Genomic DNA, 16,611 nt, shown 5'->3' with positions numbered 1-16,611 from the left:
TTTTCGCTTGTTAAAGACCAATTGTTTCAAAGGTTTTTAAACAAGCTAAAGCTGCCAATTGTTTAAATAATAATTTCTATTTCCAAACCACCGTGAGTCATATTCGCAAAGGGAACATGATCGGATTCCTTTGTTGGCTTTATACCTATAATGACACTTGCATGCGCTACTTGATGACTGTATAAATAATCTATTGTATGACCATCTGCTATAAGTCCATTTTCTCCTGTTTGAGTGATTTTTACCATTGGATGAATACCAGGAGAGACATTTTGAAGCTTGACCTCTAACCCTTTTGGATTACTTTCAACTAAAGAAACATAGGATTGCCCACTCTTAAATTGAATGCTTCCATTTCCGTTATTTGCTACAAGGCTGAATACAATAGGTTGACCCTGAAGAGGCTGGAATGCTGCATTACCACCTACTAATGTGTTATGTGCTACTGCCCCAGTTGTTTCTGCATGGAGTGGTACTCCTTCGCTCCCCATTTTAATCGTATTTCCAACAGCTCCAACATCCATACAATTCCATAATCTCAACCCGTATAGAGTTAAAGGGTTAGGGGTTTTTATCGTGTTGCCTTGAACCGATCCATCCTGTAAATTACGGACTAATATTCCTCCTGCTATTCTTGGATGGTCTACCTCTATTACATTATTGGACACATTTCCACTAAAGTTCGGTTGAGTAGGAATGGAATATCCAGCATAAATCACATATGGCACAAAAATCGTGTTAGCAATGTCCAGCTCATCTGGAACGCCGTGAATAATATTCCCGTCGACAATCAATCGATCAAATGAACCGATAAAAATAACACCGTCTGTACCAAAGCAATTTTTAACATGATTATTAGTCACTATTGCATTCGTCTCTTGATTGACCTTGGTTTGCCTTTGAACTCCTCCAATGTATATTGCTCCCAACGGATTTTTAGCATATCCACAATTAAGGATTTTATTGTTAGCTACAATACAATCTTTTGTATATTGCTCTACATTTGTCCATTTATAAAAGACCCCTCCAACCATGGAGTCAGATATAAAATTATCTGTTGCTATTAAACCACCCCCTGCGTGGCCATCTATAGCTTTACGTTTGTTACCTCTAAGCGTGCACCCGGTAATTAAAAGGTCATTGGCTTTTGGAAATAAAGTCCCCAGTGAATTGATCCCGTAGCCAGGGTCTACATAAGTATGATATTTGGAGGCCTGTGGATGCCCAGCTCGATCGCTTATGCTATTAATTACCCGTGGTCTTTCTACTGCCGAAAATACATAATTGCTAGAGTAATTATCATGAGCATTACATTCTATAAAAGTAATGTCCGCATTATCTTCGTATTGTAAGTCGGTTGGTAAATAGTCCCCTAAATGCCCTACTGCAAATCCTGAGTAATTAAATCCGCTGCTCTCACAAGCTCTGAAGATAATATTTTTACAGGCGCGATGCACTAAAACTCCGCTTCCTACATTTCCTATAAATCCTCCGCCAAATAACCCAAATGGCTTACCATCATTTCTAGCACGCGCACTTGTATCGAAGCTATTGTTTTTTCGGTAATTCCAAAATCCAGATGTTGGATAGCCCCCTGCAGTGGTACCTTTTTCCCCATAACCAGTTACGGGATCTATTTCTGGGAAATCACCATACCCCTCAAATTTGATACCTTCAATAATACAATCCTCACAAAGCTGAAGCTCTAAGATTCCCTGAGCATGAGTTCGAGTGAACAAAACAGCTCCATAACCTATCAAATGAACTCGCTTCTTCCCTCTCAGGAGCAAACAAGGTTGGTCATTGTTTGGAAAATCATCTAGCTTTGTATTCTTTTCTAGCCAGTAACGTCCTGGTGGCAAAATTAATGTATCACCATCATTTGCATGATTAAAAGCTGCCTGTATAAAATCCTGTATTCTAGTCTGTCCAGTTGTGTCCGCCTTTATAGTCTTAGCCGATCCACCTTCTATTTCATCTAACATTTCAAAATTACGTGTTATCCCCTGCAGGAAATCCTTTGAAAGTTTGTCCTCGATATTGGTTGGAATATAATATTTTTTCTTGGGCGTATAATTTGTCATTTTTTATATCTCCCCTTCAAAATTTTTCTAAGATCAGTAGGCTTTCTCGATAAACTTTTTAACTCTTTAAAAATGCTAGAAAACGAATACCCCCCTCTACATCCAGATTAATAATAACTAATTCGATAAGAAGAGGGGCATTTCCTTTACAAATTTTTGAATAAATTGTATACAGTTAAAAAGACCATCTTATGCCATGTGTATATCCCTATCCAATTTTCGAAAACCAGGATTTATGACCCTCTAAATTTTTAACTACCAGCCCGTTAGCCTAAATCTAAACGGAGAATCGGGTCAAGAGGAAAAGGAGCATCACACTCTCTCATTAAAATACAATGGCTGACAGTGAAAAGGTTCAATAAGTGGATTTGGGCAAATTTATGGGGAAAATTATGTATGGCATTTGCTTTTGCATACTATTATTAGCATTACATTGGTATACTTCACACCTTGAAGTCCTGTATTTTTATAGATTTATCTACTATATGATCTATATGTTCGATATATAAAAAAGGGAACACCTGCTAACATCAGGAGTTCCCTTTTTATTTCGTGAGATACTTCAAAATAACACTTTGAAATTTTTTTAAACCGACAACTATTACATTACCTACTGAATTTGCTTCTATCTAAAGCACAACTAAACAGGAAAAATTGCAATAACATTCCAGAATTAATAATAGCTCCTAGAACCTAACGACCAATATAAACACTTTCACATGTTCCAGGTGCTGGTTCATAATAACAATGATTTTTATATTGCCCAGCTAAAGGTTGATCATACCATGTTGGAGGACATGGAGCATATGGATTAAAATACCAAAGTGCATATTTCCCTGGGTGATCTCTCCAATAATCCAAAGCCTGTTTTGCTAATCTTTTTTCAGCAGATCTCGCTCTTTGATAAAATAAATTACCTTTTTGAACAGCTTCAAAAGAATAATTTCCTCCTTGAATTTGAAAGATGACATCTTCAATTGTTCTTACATCTTTAAAGTCTGAACAATCTGCTTTAGCACGATTAACAATTACATTTCCAACATATAACATCCCTTGTTTGCCTTCACCTTCGGCTTCTGCTCTCATCATCCTTGCCATTAAGTCAACATCTGAACTTTTGTAATTTACTCTTGGCATTTTTTCACCTCAAATATATAGTATGAAAATATGCCATTATTGATGTCATTCTTAATAAAATATAATGCTTAGTTTTTAATGCTTGCAGTTTTTAAGTTGGATGTAAACTATTGCATTCTTCTTATACCTTTAACAATCAACCCTCAGATGTTAAAAGATTGTTCTCGAAATAAGGCTATTGTTTAACATCTTACATATTTTCGTTTGAAACCAATCCTACCTTTATCAACTTCCTTTTGAATATTTTCGGAAGCTAGTAGGAAACTGCTTTTTTTCTTGTCCCGCTTTACTTCTACTGGACCTACTGCTTTTGCAGTCTCTACCGCCTTTTCATGGAGCGGCAAATATGAAATCCCCACTGTGTATATGAAATTATTCATAGCGGATTTAGTTCGTTCTGGAGAATCATGAATCGTTTTTTCCACAATTTCAAGCATATTGGCAATCTTGCTTTCCGAAAATTCAACGTCCATTCGATTACCCAAAAGCCAACAGTAGCAACTCCATCCCGCAGACATTTTCAATTCTTCCCCACTTGTAATCCATTTATCAGCAACGTCTTGTGCAATATCTGCTTCTGCTAATGTTACTGCAACTACATAATCGGATAGCATATAAAAATACGCTCCATCGATCCAACGCTCAAAATCCGTCTCAGTCATTGCCTTTGGGTCTGCGATTATACCTGCAAAGTACATTGCGTCGTAGTTCCCTGTAGAGTATAGCTGTTCAGCTAAAGGTTGATTTACTTTTATTTTCTTAGCGATTGGCTTCATAGCACCTGTAGCAACACCAAAAAGAGGCTCGATTGCACCATTTGATTGGTAGATTTTTTTGGTCCGCTCTTTGCCGAGGGCCTCAAGTTCCTGCATAACCATTTGTAAATTCATCGTTTAACCTTCCTTTTTTATTGTAGTTTTTTCTGCCTAAATATTTTACCCATCAATTCCATCACAATTATCCTATAACAAACCTTTACAGCAAAGCCGGCATGTACAGCATGTATGAAAGAACACAAGGGGTTAGTGGTTTATACATTTAATTTTAAACTCTTAATTTTAAATTGGAAGCAATTTCAATAACTTGACGTCATCCATCTTTAATAACTCGCTTGTCTCTAGCAGAAATTCCATCATGACCTTCATTTTTTTCCATTACTTGTTCTTTTATAGTTTTTTGTCAAATGGGACATAAAAACCCACTAAACTGCCCATTAGTTGAGCAAGCACCTTCTTTTTTAATGTAAATAATGTTCGAAATGTAGACTTATATGGGGTGTTAACATTAACAACATATCTATTTGTTGAATATTATATAAGACAACCCTAGGTTACTTTCCCATTGACAATCTTTGGTTGAATAACCCCTTAATAGTATCATTTCTTGTAGTTTGTCTATACTGGTAAAACCAGTACCAAGATCAGTTGGGAAAGTCTGATCTTGGTTTTTTATTTTTTTAGGTGCTTATTACACTATTAATATTTTGAATAAACTATAGAAGGGGAAACTGAGAAGAATTTAACCTCTACTCCCAGTTCCCCCCTGTTACTTTAAATCTATTTTTTATCTTAATTGAATAATTGTTACTGCAAATCTCTATATCTTTATTCAAGTATTATATGCCTTTATTATTTTACAGTGTCATTAAAGATCTTAGAACTATATGAAGGAGTTCGGTACCCATGGAATTGATAGTTCATGAAATTTATCGGTTGGTAGATGATTATTACAAATGTGATAATTTCCAAATAAAAGAACAAATAATTAGTGACATTATTTTCTTATCAGAAGCTTACCTTCTCTATGTTGAAAAGGAAGAATGATTACATTGACGATATTCCTTTTTCAACTAATCTGCCCCAAAGTTGTACACGAAAAAATTCACAGTCTCAACTAAACCTCTTCTTATGTATGTTCGGTAATGGAGATGAAAATTTCCACGACCCAATATACTCTCAGGTGATGTTTATTAACCCATTGCAAGTGCCCCAAAAAACATTAACCATAAACTTATACAGACTAATAACATCATTACTAATATGTTGGATGTTTGAAAAAAAGCTATTATTATAAACGAATAAAGAAGGGCTATTATAAAACTACTCTTAATAAATCCCCTTTTACTTATATCCGCTTGAACTATTATGAAAAATATTGTGATTATAATAGGAACTAATAACAAAAAACCACCTCTTTTGTTTAGATAGGGTCATATAGCAATTATAACAACACCTTTATTAGAATGATTCGCTGTCATTTTATCATTTTCATTTGGACTAACCTGCTGCGTTAGTTTAAGTCTTTCTTAATTCATAAATTGAATGTATCCCGATAATATTCCATTTATTTTTTATCTTTTATATAGATTTTCGGTGTATAAAATCTCAATATATGTATGAGTTGATCTCCCATATACGAAGATGATTGGATAAAATCATTGTCAATCCATTCTAATATTAATCCAATAATGCCATGTATCCGATACGTGCTAAAAAGGTTTATGTCAATATTAGGATCTATCTCTGTAAACGAAAATTCAAACTCTTCTCTGAATAACTGATCTAATCTTTTTCTCATTTTTTCATGAAAATTATAATTTGTAGTTGGACTAAACATCAGCTTATAAAATTTTTTATTTTCTAAGAAATGATCAAATAAGACAATTGAATTAGAAGGGATTTCATTGAAATCTACAACTGATAAATTGAGATATGGTTTCCTATAAGCTTCGGTCATTTTTTCAAACATCTCTTCAATTATCTCATCCAATAAATCTTCTTTTTTTTCATAGTGGGCATAAAAAGTTCCTCGATTGTAATCCGCAGCTTTTACGATTTCTGTAATCGTAATGTTATGAAAGCATTTTTCTTCCATCAATGTTAATAAGACTGCTTTAAAAATCTCTTTTGTTCTTTTTACACGTTTATCAGGATAATTAATTGGCATAAAAATGCTCCTTCTTATACTTTTAACTTACAAAATCCATTCATTTGTTCATTAACGTACACTTCTCTCATTATTGCATATTGAAGCCCTTCCATGAATGCTTTATGCTTGAGATGTTTTAAAATATCTCAATATCAAGATATATTCCCTTATATTATGAACCATTTTTAGGAGGAGAAGATCAATATGACAAGATTAGCAGGAAAAGTAGCAATCGTAACAGGTGCAGGTTCTGGTATGGGACGTGCGACTGCAAAATTATACGCAAAAGAAGGCGCTAAAGTTGTTTTAGCTAAGTTTAACGAAGATTCAATGAATGAGACGCTACAAGAAATTAAAGCAGCTGGGGGTATAGCTGTTGTAATTAAAACAGATGTATCGAAAGAAGAAGATGTAGATGCAATGATTCAAAAAGCATTAGATGAGTACGGTAAATTAGATATTTTAGCAAATATTGCTGGAATTTTTGATAACATGGCATCAGTTGAAAACACTTCAAACGAATTATTTGAACGTGTAATGGGTGTTAACTTAAACGGTCAATTTTATGCATGCCGTTCTGCAATCAAAGTATTTAAAGAACAAGGATCTGGCGGAACAATCGTAAATGTTGCATCAATTGCTGGTTACCTAGGTGCTCGTGGTGGTGCAGTTTACACTATGTCTAAACACGCTGTAATCGGTCTTACAAAAAATATAGCAGCATTTTATGGTCGAGAAAACGGTAAGATTCGTGCGAATGTAATTGCACCAGGTTCAATTGCAACTGGTATGACAGCTAATATAACAAAATTAGATCCACTTGGTGCAGAAACATTTGCAGATCTTGGACCATTTAATGGAGGGGAAGCTGAAGATATCGCAGCAACCGCATTATTCCTAGGTTCAGACGAATCTAATTTCATCAATGGTGAAGTCGTTACAGTTGATGGCGCTTGGACAGCGCGCTAAGAATTTCAATTGCCAAAAGGTAAAAACGTTTATTATAGAAGGAAAATATACAAAGTATTTTCAAAAACACGCAATCTAGATGAAAAACTACAATCTGAGAGGATGAGTGATTGAAATGACGTTTCCAGTACTAGAGGGTAAAGTAGCAATTGTAACAGGTGCAGCAATGGGTATGGGACTTGCTACAGCAAAACTTTTTGCAGAAGCAAAAGCTAAAGTAGTAGTTGCCGACTTTAACGAAGAAAAAGGACAAGCAGCAGTTTCTGAAATTGAAGCTAATGGAGGAACTGCATATTTTGTAAAAGTTGATATATCTAAAGCAGATCAAGTTAAAAGTATGATTGATGCTACCGTAGAAAAATATGGTCGTCTTGATGTAGCTGTTAATAATGCAGCTTTAACACCAGATGATAAACCAGTTGCAGAGTTTGATGAAGAATATTGGGACAAGTTAATCTCTGTTGATCTTAAAGGAACAGCACTATGTTTGAAATATGAACTTCAACAAATGATTAAACAAGGTCAGGGTGGATCTATTGTTAACATCTCATCTGTTAGTGGATTCCGACCTCAGCCAAACAATATTGCTTATGTTGCCGCTAAACATGGTGTAGTAGGAATGACAAAGGTTGCCGCATTAGAAAATGGCGACAAAAATATTCGAGTTAATTCTGTAGCTCCTGGTGCGATCGATACACCAATGCTACGTGGTGCTTTAGAACAGTTTGGCTATACGGAAGAACAATACGCACCTCAACTTAGTCTTTTAAACCGATTTGGACAAGCAGAAGAAATTGCTCAAGCTAGTCTTTGGTTAGCATCAGATCAGTCATCTTATGTGACTGGAACAACTATACATGCTGATGCTGGTTACACTAGTCGTTAATCAAAACTAAATGGTTCACCATGAAGGAGGCTAACTCAAAGGTAAATGGAATAACTACCTTTTTGAGTTAGCCTTTCGCTTTCTTACTATTTTTGAGTATTATGTTGCTCGATTCTCATTTTACCGAGTAATTCCTTATGTCCTAAAAGGCATGCAGAAACGAATTGGTTAGCTCTATAACATGTATCAAAGCCCTTTAAAAGAAAACTAAAAGTAATGTTCCAACGATAAAACAATAATAGGTGAAATAAACCAACTTACCATTTTTCATTATTCCCATAAACCACTTCATCGCAAAATAGGTCATTAATAGAGTTGCAATAAATGCAGCTAAATAAGGGATTGCTAAGTCTATTTTATTCGGCTCATTCAAAAAATCAGAAAAACCTAGAATAACTCCTCCGATGCTTACAGGAATATACAACATAAATGAAAATCGAAGTGCTGTATCTTGTTTCATTCCAATAGCAATTGCTGAAATTACCGTAGCACCCGAACGGCTAATTCCTGGGGTCAATGCGACAGCCTGACTTAATCCAACAATGAACGCATCCTTCATCGTAATATCCCGCTCGTCTTTTACACCTTTTATATTGCGAATTAACCACAAGGCAAACCCTGTAATAAAGAGCATCACCGCGATCGTTGTCATACTTACATTTTCTGCAATATAGTCATTTAAAAAAATCCCAAGAACACCCGCTGGTATAGTACCAATGACAATAAAGCAAACAAACCGAAAGTCACTCTTATAGCTACGATTTTTCGTTATTAAATAACGAATTGAATTGGTTGCAAGCCTGACGATATCTTGTCTATAAATATAAAGTATTGAAAAAAGTGACGCCGTATTTGTTAATATAGCAAAAGTAAATCCTTGCTCACCTAACCCCAAAATCTCACTGACAATCATCACGTGGCCGCTAGAGGACACTGGTATTGGTTCTGTAAAGCCTTGAACTAAGCCAATTATTATCATTTTGGTTATTAATACAATGTCTAGTTCTCCCATTTTTACCTCCCTTTAAACACTCATTCCAGAACAACGTCTGTTAATTTTAAATATATTAAACTGAATTCAGATAAACCATCGATTAATCTAACAATTTGATGGACTAATGTTACATTTTCGTCACCGTGTCTTTAATTAAAAGTAAAAACCAATAACAAAACAGCTCTTTGCCTTCCTACTAATATTCCAAAGCTAGACGTTCATCAATTCGCTCCATCACACTTTTAGATGGTCTTTGATAAAATTGGTACCAATCCATTCTTTTATCTCCTACCTCTTCGATTAAGTCATTCACTGTAAAGACTAGCTTCCGTAAATCTGTATGTAATGCTGTTAGCTCCTCCTCATTTAGAGAATTTACCGTATACAATTGATGGTTGGTTTCCCTTAATAGACTAGCTAATTCTTGATGGTGAATAGTAAAGGAAATATCCGATAAAAAGTAAGGCTGATATAGAAAAAGATTAGATTCTCCAAATGCCTGTAGCTCTTTAGATGACATCCTCGATAAAGCCTTTAAATAGCCACTTGCCTGAAGCATTTCTCTTTGATATTGCTCACCTAGCTCCTTTTTCAATTCAATATTCTTCATAAAAAAAGCACTACTTATAACAAGTATCGATACATCTAAAATCAAAAGCGGTTGTAAGCCTGGCTTCCTCACAATAGCCCCTCCCTAGATAAAATACATTCCTGCCACTTTAGTTCAACAAAAAAGAGCAGTAATCCTTCTTGGACCAATGCTCTCATAAACTGATGAATATTTACTAACCTTTATCGAACTCAAAGTAAGTGATCGATCATAATAAACAGCTTTTCCTTAAACCTCTTTTCAATTAACTATGTTAATCAATATTGTTACTATTCTAACCCTAAGGATATTACTCCACAATTCAATTAATCATTAACTTTATTTTTATATTTATTTGCTAAATTCAATGCGAAGAATTGAGGAATCAAGTTCAAAAAACTAACCAACATTAATAATTGATAGGTTGTTAACGGCTTAAAATAACCATTCCATCTTTCGTTTCCCGTCATCTCATGGATGAAATAAAATGAAGTTATTACAGATAATATATTACCAATAATAAATGGGATTGAATTACTAAAGAATTTCCCGAAAAATGCAAGAAGTGAAGTCACAACAATCATTATCAAATACCCAAGCATTGAACGGTTGGCAAAATCTTGATACATAGAAAAATAAACAAATGGAAAACAGTATAAAATGGCCATTAAGATGGTAATTCCTATTTTTCTAATATTTTCACCTCTTTTGTGGATGTCTAAATAGACATTTAATTTCTTCGTGAACTACCCCATTAGTTAAAGAGAATAATGATAAAAAAGACGTTTAGTTATGTAATATTTTTCAGCCAGGTAATCACACGAAGAATTTGAAAAGGTTCATACAGAGAGACTAAAAATAAGACAACAAAAAAAGTAACAAGTGGAATGTATTTAGCACCACCTTTTTCCTTTTTAGCTATGGCGATAAAACCTATTATTGCCCCTATAATTAATAAAATGAATCCTATAAAAATAAAAGGTTCACTGTATCCGTCTATCATCCAACTCATTAAATAAGATAATATTCCGATAACAACAAAAACAAATGACCAAATACTAAATGTTTTCACAAATATTCACTTCCTTCTTTTAAATCATTCAAGATATCGAAAAATTAATCATGTCTATAACATTAAAATTTCTTTAAGTCTTTTTTTAAATAGTAATGTTTATAGTCTCTGCCTACATTATCTAAGCTCCCGTAAACTTGATAACCATTCTTTTCGTAGAAATCCAATGCTTGAAAACTCAAAGTATCTACCTTTATAAAATCACATTCTTTTTCTAAAGCTATCTTCTCAAGTTCTAAAAGTAATTTAGTTCCAAAACCCGACTTTCGTATATCTTCATCTATCATAAAAGTTTGAATTTCTAACCAATTCCAACACGCTTCAGCAAGTATTCCGCCACGGACAATGCTGTTTTCGTCCTTTATAAATAAATTGATTTCTTCGTATCTGCCTGCTAAATCTTCTGGAAAATGTTTTAAATTAAACTTATAAAGCTCGTCATGAATGTATTGTTTATCCTTTTTATTAAATTCTTTCGTAATATGCAGACTCATTATTCATTTCTCCTTTTGGATACTTTTTTGGGCTTATACTGGAATTATATATAAAATAACCCTTTTTTTGAATACAATCTTTTCTTGTTTACCTAAACTACCCCTTTAGTTAAAGGAGAGATTTTCTTCTACATCATATTTTCTTTTTAAGACTCAGAAAGATAACTATTTTATTATTATAGGACAAATTGTTCAATCTCTTTTTATCGATCATCATAGTTTATAAATGAGGCTAGATTTTAAATGCCAGAAGGGAGGGATTGAATATGTGTTCTGAATGTAGAAGATTAAGAGAATCTGAAAATGAAAGAGATCGTGATCGTGATAGAGATCGCAACAGAGATCGTAACAGAAATCGCTGCGAAGGTTGTGTTTGTGACCAATTAAGACGATTAAGAATGCAGACTGAGGTTGATGTTTTCTTAAAAGGTGGTCGAAGATTAAATAATGTATTTTTTATTAACTTTGATCGGGATACTTGCTGTGCAATCTTTACTGATAATGGTTCAACAATTATCGTAGACTGCCAAGACATTCAAGCGATTCGAATAGAAAGAAACTAAGTTATAAGGGAAGGGATCTCATCTGTAAAGATAGAGGTCCCTTTAAACCTTGCTCGTACAATTAATTGTTAAATATTACTTATATTTATATATTTNTTAAACTATGTTACTGTAATATTCGATTACAGGTGAAAGGAGGAATATATTATGTCAGAAAACACGAATTCAGAAAAGAATTTTGTAGCAGCTTTACTACTTTGTTTCTTTTTAGGTTCATTAGGTGTTCATAGGTTTTATGCTGGTAAAGTAGGAACAGGAATTTTAATGTTGCTTACACTAGGTGGACTAGGAATTTGGACAATAATTGATTTTATTATAATTGCTATTGGGAAATTTACAGATAGTAAAGGGAAATTAATTAAAGCCTAATAATAAAATTTGCCATACATATCTCTACTTCCCGAATGATAGTTTTAAACCTAAATAGTCATTACATCTAAGTTGAAATTATACTAATATTTATTACTAAAGTGAATGATGTCCTAAGACGACGGCCTACATAGCAAAATACAATGGTCAATGATTACGCTCTAAGGTATACAAGAATTGAAGTTTAAACTTAATATGGGACGTAGAGATAAAATTTGGCGTTATCAGTCCCGTGGTGCGTGTCATTAATATTATTCTTATACATATCGGTATTTTTCTGAGTAGCTCCCTCTTTGGAAAAAACCTAGCAAAAACACCTTGAAACGGCGATTTAACCATCTCAAGGTGTTTATAAATTATGAAGTTAGATCAGAAGAATCTGGAACAACTACAGGCTCACCTGCTTTTAATAATACTTTGTCTCTTCCTAACAATAGGCTAAGTAATAACATTAGCACTCCCGTACCCAATAGAATCCATTCAACTCTCACAATATCTGCCATTGGTCCGAATATGAGCATCCCTATTGGCATCATTGAAGTAGCAATCATCCCAAAAACACCAAATATTCTACCCAAGTAATCACCCTCAACTCGTTCTTGAATTAGTACAGTTGTAGGTGTATTGAAAACTGGCATTGAGACCCCGAATATCGCCATGAAGAGTAAATATGCCCAAAATATTGGCATAATCCCAAGCGCAATCGTACAAATTCCCATTATAATACTGGCAAGTGTCATCGTATGCACCTTGTTTGCAAAACCTCCCCAAGAAGCAATAATACCTCCGCCTGCCATCATTCCAACCGAAAAGGCAATTTCGATTGCAGTTAATCGCCATACATCATCGCCAAAGCTTCGAGTCACTTGTAAAGGAGTTAAAAATGCGGCTGGCGCCATCAAAACAAAAAACAACGCGAAAAACAAAAAGAACTTTTTCAAAAAAGCATGGTTATTAATATATGTTAAACCTGCTTTAAAATCATTAAGATAACTTGTCGTTTGTGCTTCGGAAGCCTTTGCATGTACCTTAATTTTTAAGAATACGAGTAAAGTTACAATCGCTATAGCTGCAGTTACCACATCTATAAAGAAAATGATTTCTAATGTAGCCATCGTAAGCAATGCCGCACTCACCATAGGAGACACGAACATTATAATAGCCTGTATACTTCCGTTAGTTCCGCTTACTTTCGTCAGCTTATCCTCTGGAACAATTTGCGGCAAAATAGCCCCTACTGCTGGACCTTGAATACCTGTTCCTACTGCTCTAATAGCTGACATGGCAAACAATAGCCAAATAGCCTCATATCCCATTAAGAAGACAATTGCCATTACGAGAGTTGCTATAGCAATCAGTCCATCTGATAAGATAATGAGTACCTTCCGATTGTATCGATCTGCCCACACTCCAGCAAAAGGCGATAAAATAAATGTAGGGATGAATCCACATAATATAAATAGTGTCATCATCATTCCTGATTGTGTAGTGAGTGTTATATGCCACATAATTGCATATTGAACCAGTGAGGAACCAAAAAGGGATATCGTCTGGCTACTTAAAAAGATAATAATATTCTTTTTCCAATTTTCATATTCCGTATTCATCTTATTCACGACCTTTTCTATATATTTCCTGCATTTAAAGTAAATGGTTAAGGTCTTTTTTGCTCAAATCGAATAATTACATACACTACTATTTTTAGACAACAAAAAAAGAGGGTAGATTCACCCTCTCTTTTTTTGTTAAACGTAAAATAAAGTTTTCCTAAAGAGACAGACTAATCCCATTTACTCCACACTTAGGCAGAGCCCTTGACCATATTCAATTAACGGTTCAAAGTTTGGTTTCTTAGTCTCATAGATGCTGTCAAAAGGAAAACCTCCATTTCTTAAAGTGAATTTCATTTTACCATAGCTTTTCTTACTATACAATAAATACTAATTTGTACCGATTTCGTTTTACTTTAAATACACGAAAAGAACTGCACCTTCTTTTTGGTCCAGTTCAATAATGATTTTCTTATTGTTCAACTAAGCTCGTAACTGAAACACTTTCCTTTTTATTTGGATCATTAATGAAATGAATGGTTGCCAAATCCTTATCTCGGTCCACATGTTCAATATAAACCCTTTCTCCATTAAATGTTACATTAGACATACTTTTCGAAAAAGCTATTTCTTGAGCTCGTTCAGCATTCATGGATGTCACCTCCTTAATTTCTATAAATCCTATTGTTCCTCCATTGATGGGGTTAATACCGTTACTTTCGGATATATTATGTAAAGTAATGAGTAAAATTTAGGAGAGATAGTTAATGGAAATAAATGAAATACAGAAGTTTATATTTCACATGGAAAATGAACAAAGACAAATCATACTAAAAGGGGAAATCGAGGGCCAATCTGAGGTCCCTGGTTTTGATGACATTAAATTTAAAGGGGTCCTTGCGTTGCTTAATTCTATTGATAAACAGAATTTTAGCGAATCAGGTAACAATGCGGTATTCGACCAATACCTAATGGAAGTAGAAGAAACAATAAATGAGATGAAAAAATACAATCGGTTTCAAGATAACACAGGTTGTCGCGAAGGATTATAGCCATCATCCTCTCGATAATAATAGAAAAGTTGCAATAAAAAAAGAGGAATGTATCCTCTCTTCAGATTGTTGGCAAAAGAAATTTGGCTAACTGGTCTAGTTCATTATTCTGACTTTCTGTCATATTTTCATTTAAGTCAAGATTATTCTACCTAAGTTGGTTTGGAGAAGCGTCCGCTCGACTCCTGCGGGAAAAGCGAGACAGACGAGACCCCGCACGAAGCGAGAGCTACGGAGGAGACTCGTCGCTCGCCCGCGGAAAGCGAGCGGTAAGCTTCGGAAAATCAATCTATCCTATATAAAGATAAATTCGAGTTTGTCAACAGTCTGAAGAGAGGAGTATATCCTCTCTTCACAACTGTTTATTCATCTTCTTCATCAAAGTCTTCTGCTTCTTCTTGTGCTTCTAAAAATGCCGCGGATACTTTCTCAAATTCAGCGTCCGTCTCTATTTCCGCTAGCTCCTCACCATCAATAATTTGGAAAAAGAACACATCCACTTCTTCGACTGTTTCTTCTTGCGCATCATCCGCAAATGCAACTGCCGCATATTCCTTTTCTTCAATAGTTAACATACCAATCACTTCAATTTCTTGTTCACGATCTTCTTCATCGAGAACTGTAAGAATTTCTCCAACTTCAATGCCACCCATTTTATCGTCCATTCAAATTCCTCCTTACAATAGTTAAAGCTCATCAATTATTGTACCCTGTTAATAATCGATTAACCCAACAGAGGCTAATATTTTATAAATATCACTTTGAAAGAAAAAAGTATAAGTATATTTATCCCACTGACCTATATAACAAAAGTCCTCACTAGCTATTTACAAGTCATATCCTTTCACCTGTTTTTTCAAAATTCAAATAAAATACAAGGATTAAGTTTTCAGTTATCTAAAATTTTTTATACAATTAGTAAAAATAGGATATTTTGAACGAAAGATTTGCACGTTAGGAGGTAATTATATGCGAAGTAACAAAAAAGCCTTAGCAATCGGACTAGGCATAACCGTATTAATAGGAGGATGTAACATGGATACTGAGAATACAAAAAGCTCTGAAAAAGAACCAGTAGCCGCAACAGGAGGTCACGGAATTGCTTTAAAGACTGAAAACCTAGTGAGCGTTCAGGAGTATACAGGTGAAGGATATGCATTGAGGAATGGTAAGGAAACGGATAAAATCGCAGAAGCAAATCGTGATGAAATTGAAGTAGCAGTAAAAAAGTTCTTCAGTGAAAAATATAAAACGGAAGTAATTGTCCATAACTTAGTAGGTGCGGTTGATGGTGTTTCAGTATTCGTAGAATCAGTGGGAGAACCAAATTTTCAAGCATTTGCTATTGTTCCGATAGATGTACAAAGTAAAACAGTAAAATCAGACAGCGTGTGGTCACAGGAAGGCCAAATAGAAAATGCCTTATCAGGCGGATTATTCGCAATGGCTTATGACGAGGAAATGGCCAACTTAAATAATTTTATGAACCAAATAACGAAAGAATATCCTGTTGTTGGTAAAACTAAAGAGGCGGTAGAAAAAACGGATTCTGGTTACTCGACCCCCTATTACTATATGAGTTTTTTTACTGACGTTTTCGACCATCTTAACTCTATGTACTTAGAAAACCAAAATGTAAGTAAAGAAGAGCTCAGAAATTTCCTTGATGAAAATAAATTTGAAACAGAAGCTGTAAAAATTACTATAAATCTATTCATGAAAGAAAAGGATGTCGAACCAGATAAAGTTACCTATTCACAGATAGTATCTGAAATCGAAAGTATGGATGGTTTGCCAAGGGGTGCTTATACTCTTTTATTACACGATAATTTAATTAATAGTAAGTACGGACATGGTTCAAAAGATAACAGTATAGAGGAAACTACGATTAATGAAATTATGAAGGAATAGGAGAATATAACCT

Annotated in this window: 19 protein-coding genes; 7 read left to right on the top strand and 12 right to left on the bottom strand. The window is 34.4% G+C overall.

What is annotated here, in order from left to right; all coding sequences use genetic code 11:
• Positions 1 to 62 precede the first annotated feature (62 nt).
• The 3 genes from AN959_RS10310 to AN959_RS10300 all read right to left on the bottom strand — a co-directional run bounded on the left by AN959_RS10310 (position 63) and on the right by AN959_RS10300 (position 4,111).
• Entirely contained in the window at positions 63 to 2,084 is a 2,022-nt protein-coding gene (locus AN959_RS10310; RefSeq protein ID WP_056830532.1) for a right-handed parallel beta-helix repeat-containing protein, read from the bottom strand.
• A 693-nt stretch (positions 2,085 to 2,777) separates the two neighbouring features.
• Positions 2,778 to 3,221 (bottom strand): cell wall hydrolase, encoded by a 444-nt coding sequence (locus AN959_RS10305; protein WP_056830530.1) that lies wholly within the window; start codon positions 3,219 to 3,221, stop codon positions 2,778 to 2,780.
• A gap of 182 nt (positions 3,222 to 3,403) precedes the next feature.
• Positions 3,404 to 4,111, bottom strand: a complete 708-nt coding sequence (locus AN959_RS10300; protein ID WP_056830527.1) for a DNA alkylation repair protein — start codon at positions 4,109 to 4,111, stop codon at positions 3,404 to 3,406.
• A gap of 792 nt (positions 4,112 to 4,903) precedes the next feature.
• Between AN959_RS10300 and AN959_RS21310 the strand changes: the two genes are divergently transcribed.
• Positions 4,904 to 5,044 (top strand): hypothetical protein, encoded by a 141-nt coding sequence (locus tag AN959_RS21310; RefSeq protein WP_172794352.1) that lies wholly within the window; start codon positions 4,904 to 4,906, stop codon positions 5,042 to 5,044.
• Positions 5,045 to 5,564: 520 nt separating this feature from the next.
• Here the strand turns inward: AN959_RS21310 and AN959_RS10290 are convergent.
• Entirely contained in the window at positions 5,565 to 6,167 is a 603-nt protein-coding gene (locus AN959_RS10290; RefSeq protein WP_056830525.1) for a TetR/AcrR family transcriptional regulator, read from the bottom strand.
• 186 nt (positions 6,168 to 6,353) lie between these two features.
• On the opposite strand from AN959_RS10290, the gene AN959_RS10285 reads away from it, so the two are divergent.
• Both AN959_RS10285 and AN959_RS10280 read left to right on the top strand, forming a co-directional pair.
• A complete protein-coding gene (locus tag AN959_RS10285) occupies positions 6,354 to 7,118 on the top strand; it encodes an SDR family NAD(P)-dependent oxidoreductase (RefSeq protein WP_056830523.1) in 765 nt (254 codons plus the stop codon).
• 115 nt (positions 7,119 to 7,233) lie between these two features.
• The gene (locus tag AN959_RS10280) at positions 7,234 to 8,004 is read left to right on the top strand and encodes an SDR family NAD(P)-dependent oxidoreductase (RefSeq protein WP_053591805.1); all 771 of its coding nucleotides are present in this window, start codon (positions 7,234 to 7,236) and stop codon (positions 8,002 to 8,004) included.
• 196 nt (positions 8,005 to 8,200) lie between these two features.
• Here the strand turns inward: AN959_RS10280 and AN959_RS10275 are convergent, their stop codons facing one another.
• From AN959_RS10275 to AN959_RS10255, 5 genes are all read right to left on the bottom strand, one after another.
• Positions 8,201 to 9,016, bottom strand: a complete 816-nt coding sequence (locus tag AN959_RS10275) for an undecaprenyl-diphosphate phosphatase (RefSeq protein ID WP_056830521.1) — start codon at positions 9,014 to 9,016, stop codon at positions 8,201 to 8,203.
• A 178-nt stretch (positions 9,017 to 9,194) separates the two neighbouring features.
• Positions 9,195 to 9,680, bottom strand: a complete 486-nt coding sequence (locus tag AN959_RS10270) for a hypothetical protein (RefSeq protein WP_056830518.1) — start codon at positions 9,678 to 9,680, stop codon at positions 9,195 to 9,197.
• 233 nt (positions 9,681 to 9,913) lie between these two features.
• Positions 9,914 to 10,255, bottom strand: a complete 342-nt coding sequence (locus AN959_RS10265; RefSeq protein ID WP_253278905.1) for a hypothetical protein — start codon at positions 10,253 to 10,255, stop codon at positions 9,914 to 9,916.
• A 122-nt stretch (positions 10,256 to 10,377) separates the two neighbouring features.
• Positions 10,378 to 10,659, bottom strand: a complete 282-nt coding sequence (locus AN959_RS10260) for a hypothetical protein (RefSeq protein WP_056830515.1) — start codon at positions 10,657 to 10,659, stop codon at positions 10,378 to 10,380.
• Between the two features lie 62 nt (positions 10,660 to 10,721).
• Entirely contained in the window at positions 10,722 to 11,153 is a 432-nt protein-coding gene (locus AN959_RS10255) for a GNAT family N-acetyltransferase (RefSeq protein WP_056830513.1), read from the bottom strand.
• Positions 11,154 to 11,419: 266 nt separating this feature from the next.
• Here AN959_RS10255 and AN959_RS10250 point away from each other — a divergent pair, with 266 nt between their 5' ends.
• Positions 11,420 to 11,716, top strand: a complete 297-nt coding sequence (locus tag AN959_RS10250; RefSeq protein WP_056830511.1) for a DUF3915 family protein — start codon at positions 11,420 to 11,422, stop codon at positions 11,714 to 11,716.
• A gap of 147 nt (positions 11,717 to 11,863) precedes the next feature.
• A complete protein-coding gene (locus tag AN959_RS10245) occupies positions 11,864 to 12,085 on the top strand; it encodes a TM2 domain-containing protein (protein ID WP_053591798.1) in 222 nt (73 codons plus the stop codon).
• A gap of 356 nt (positions 12,086 to 12,441) precedes the next feature.
• Here AN959_RS10245 and AN959_RS10240 read toward each other — a convergent pair whose 3' ends face one another.
• Positions 12,442 to 13,692, bottom strand: a complete 1,251-nt coding sequence (locus AN959_RS10240; protein WP_056830509.1) for an MFS transporter — start codon at positions 13,690 to 13,692, stop codon at positions 12,442 to 12,444.
• A 415-nt stretch (positions 13,693 to 14,107) separates the two neighbouring features.
• A complete protein-coding gene (locus tag AN959_RS10235; protein ID WP_056830508.1) occupies positions 14,108 to 14,287 on the bottom strand; it encodes an H-type small acid-soluble spore protein in 180 nt (59 codons plus the stop codon).
• A 115-nt stretch (positions 14,288 to 14,402) separates the two neighbouring features.
• On the opposite strand from AN959_RS10235, the gene AN959_RS10230 reads away from it, so the two are divergent.
• Positions 14,403 to 14,687, top strand: coding sequence for a hypothetical protein (locus AN959_RS10230; protein ID WP_056830507.1), 285 nt, complete (start codon positions 14,403 to 14,405; stop codon positions 14,685 to 14,687).
• Positions 14,688 to 15,049: 362 nt separating this feature from the next.
• On the opposite strand, the gene AN959_RS10225 is transcribed toward AN959_RS10230, so the two are convergent.
• Positions 15,050 to 15,352: a DUF1292 domain-containing protein gene (locus AN959_RS10225; protein WP_345798826.1), complete on the bottom strand. Its 303-nt coding sequence runs from the start codon at positions 15,350 to 15,352 to the stop codon at positions 15,050 to 15,052.
• A 304-nt stretch (positions 15,353 to 15,656) separates the two neighbouring features.
• On the opposite strand from AN959_RS10225, the gene AN959_RS10220 reads away from it, so the two are divergent.
• Positions 15,657 to 16,598: a DUF1672 family protein gene (locus AN959_RS10220; protein WP_056830506.1), complete on the top strand. Its 942-nt coding sequence runs from the start codon at positions 15,657 to 15,659 to the stop codon at positions 16,596 to 16,598.
• The last annotated feature ends 13 nt before the right edge of the window (positions 16,599 to 16,611 follow it).

It is taken from the genome of Psychrobacillus sp. FJAT-21963 (genome assembly GCF_001420585.1).
GTDB lineage: Bacteria > Bacillota > Bacilli > Bacillales_A > Planococcaceae > Psychrobacillus.
Note: the sequence above shows the minus strand (reverse complement) of the source record. Positions and strands in the feature narration are given on the sequence as shown.